The sequence below is a fragment of the uncultured Campylobacter sp. genome (genome assembly GCF_938018145.1).
Lineage (GTDB): Bacteria > Campylobacterota > Campylobacteria > Campylobacterales > Campylobacteraceae > Campylobacter_A.
Map to the genome: position 1 here is coordinate 1 of NZ_CALIII010000286.1, position 2,344 is coordinate 2,344.

The 2,344-nt window shown below is 46.1% G+C and carries 2 protein-coding genes and 1 pseudogene; 2 read left to right on the top strand and 1 reads right to left on the bottom strand.

Going from position 1 to position 2,344, the window contains the following annotated elements; translation table 11 throughout:
* Both Q0338_RS06650 and Q0338_RS06655 read left to right on the top strand, forming a co-directional pair.
* A partial coding sequence (locus Q0338_RS06650) for a hypothetical protein (protein WP_298086077.1) occupies nt 1-353 on the top strand: 353 nt, incomplete at its 5' end.
* A 60-nt stretch (nt 354-413) separates the two neighbouring features.
* Nucleotides 414-1,766 (top strand): PAS domain-containing protein, encoded by a 1,353-nt coding sequence (locus tag Q0338_RS06655; RefSeq protein ID WP_298086078.1) that lies wholly within the window; start codon nt 414-416, stop codon nt 1,764-1,766.
* 439 nt (nt 1,767-2,205) lie between these two features.
* On the opposite strand, the pseudogene Q0338_RS06660 reads toward Q0338_RS06655, so the two are convergent.
* Nucleotides 2,206-2,344 (bottom strand): annotated as a pseudogene (locus Q0338_RS06660) (tRNA lysidine(34) synthetase TilS); the annotation flags it as partial.

Below are 2,344 nucleotides of genomic sequence, written 5' to 3' on the forward strand. Positions count from 1 at the left end.
AAAGGCTCTACGATGCCAAATCAAAAGCCCTAAACGAGATAAAACAAAACGACAAGGCCCAGCTAGACGCGCTTGAAAACAAATTTGACGCGGATAAATTTACTCAGTTTGTATCAAAATATTTCGCAAACGTAAATCTAAGCGAACTAAAAGAGGCCGCAAAAAACGGCGAGATCTCGGTCTATGAGCTAACGGTAACTGGCTCTATGAAAACGCCTGCTAAATTTTACGAGTTTATGGACGCGCTACAAAACTACGAAAATATCGTCAAAATCGATTTTCCGATCAAAATGCGCAAAGATACCGAGAAGATCGACGCGACCTTTGGCGTCAAAATTTACAGCTTAAGATAAATCAAAGTTTTTACTCTCCGCTTTTTGTATAATCCTTAAAATTTAAGTTAAGGATAAAAAATGATCAAATTTAACAACGCCGCCGTTGCTTTAGCCACTGCGATTTTGAGGGATTACCTCAGCGGAGCGGCAAATTTTTTCGCCTCAAGAAAAGCTGCAAAATCGGAGCTAACGAAACTCACGCCGGCCGATTTTAAAAACGTGCGCGCAAATTTGCTAAATTTAGGCTTTAAGAGCGAGTTTATCGACGAAAACGCCGCCGAGCTATCAGAAATCCTGCGCGGTATCCTAACTACCGAGTGCCCCAAACTGCCAAAAGACCACCCCGTCGCCACCTACATCAACGAAAACGACGCCGCGCGCGAACTAATCGCAAAGGCAAAAGAGCTGCTAAAAAAGAAATTTATCAAAAACGAGTGGCTTGAAATTTACGACAAACTAGGCAGCTTTAACAGGACGCACTTTGCCAGAAAACAGCACCAACTCTACTCGATGCTCGAAAACAAGGGCTTTGACCGCCCGTCGCGCTTTATGTGGAGCTTTGATAACAAGGTCCGCGACGGTATCGCCGCAGCGCGCGAGCTGCTAGAGTGCGGCAAGGCGGATGAGTTTATCGCGGCTCAGCACGAGATCTACGAAAATCTACTCGACCTGCTCGCACGCGAGGAGGCGGCGCTCTATCCGACGTCGCTGGAGATGATCAGCGAGGAGGAGTTTCGCGCAATGAGACGCGGCGATGATGAGATCGGATATTTTCTCATCGAAAAGCCGAGCGAATTTTATCCGTTAAATTTGGAGTCCGGTAGCAGCTCGGAGGCAAATTTAAAGGACGCAAATTTGCAAAGCGAGTCAAATTTAAGCGCGGCAAATTTACAAAACGGCAACCTAAACGAAGCGGTTTTAAATCCAAATTTCCTAAAAGAGCTGTCAAATTTGATGAGCAAATACGGACTAAATCCAAACGCAAACCGCGATAAAAACGCGGTTTTTGACGTCGCCACGGGCAAGCTCACGCTAGAGCAAATCAATCTCATTTATAAGCACATGCCAGTCGATCTCTCCTTCGTCGATGAAAACGAGATCGTGAAATTTTACACCGACACCAAGCACCGCGTATTTCCGCGAAGCGCGGGCGTCATCGGGCGCGACGTAAAAAACTGCCACCCGCGCGAGAGCGTAGCTAGCGTGCTGGAGATCATCGACGCCTTTCGCAAGGGCGAGCGCGACGAGATCGACTTTTGGCTGGAGCTTCACGGCAAATTTATCTACATCTACTACGCCGCAGTGCGCGATGAAAACGGCGTATTTAAAGGGGTGCTCGAGATGATGCAAGACGTCACGCGCATCCGCAGCCTAGAGGGCAAACGCACGCTGGTGACGTGGGACGATCTAAAGAAAAAATACGGGGAGTGATAACGGCTTGCGAAATTTAATTAAGACCGCTTGACCCTTATCGCCCATAATTTCGGGCGTGAATTTATCGAAGATTTAGGGCGCTTGCCTTTTTGTATATTTACGCCTACGCCTTTTGCACGACAATTCGAGCTATTTTTGCAGATACCGATATTTTCGTAAGCGGTATTTAAGGATTTTAGAACGGCATATTTAGTACCAAACCGCTCAATTAAAATATCGCTGCTGCATTCAAACTACCGGCCGTAAAATTTAAATTTATGTACCGAACCGAGTTTTAAGTCGCCTTTTTAATATAAAGCAGCGATATCTCATTTCGTAGGATGCTTAGCCGGCTCGTCTAGCGCGGTTAAATATAAAGCCACTGCAAAGAAAGCGTTAGTGTATTTCTAAATTTTAACTATCTTTTATCGCAGGCTCTCACCCAAAACGTAGACGTCTAAAAAAGCTCCTCAAATAGCGCAAGATCCGCGCCCGAAGCAAATAAAAATCCGCGGTTTATCGGCGGGACGGCGAGCCGTCTGCACGCTTCTTTAAATTTCTTTTCCATCGCAGGCTTAACGTAAGGCGTTACAAGG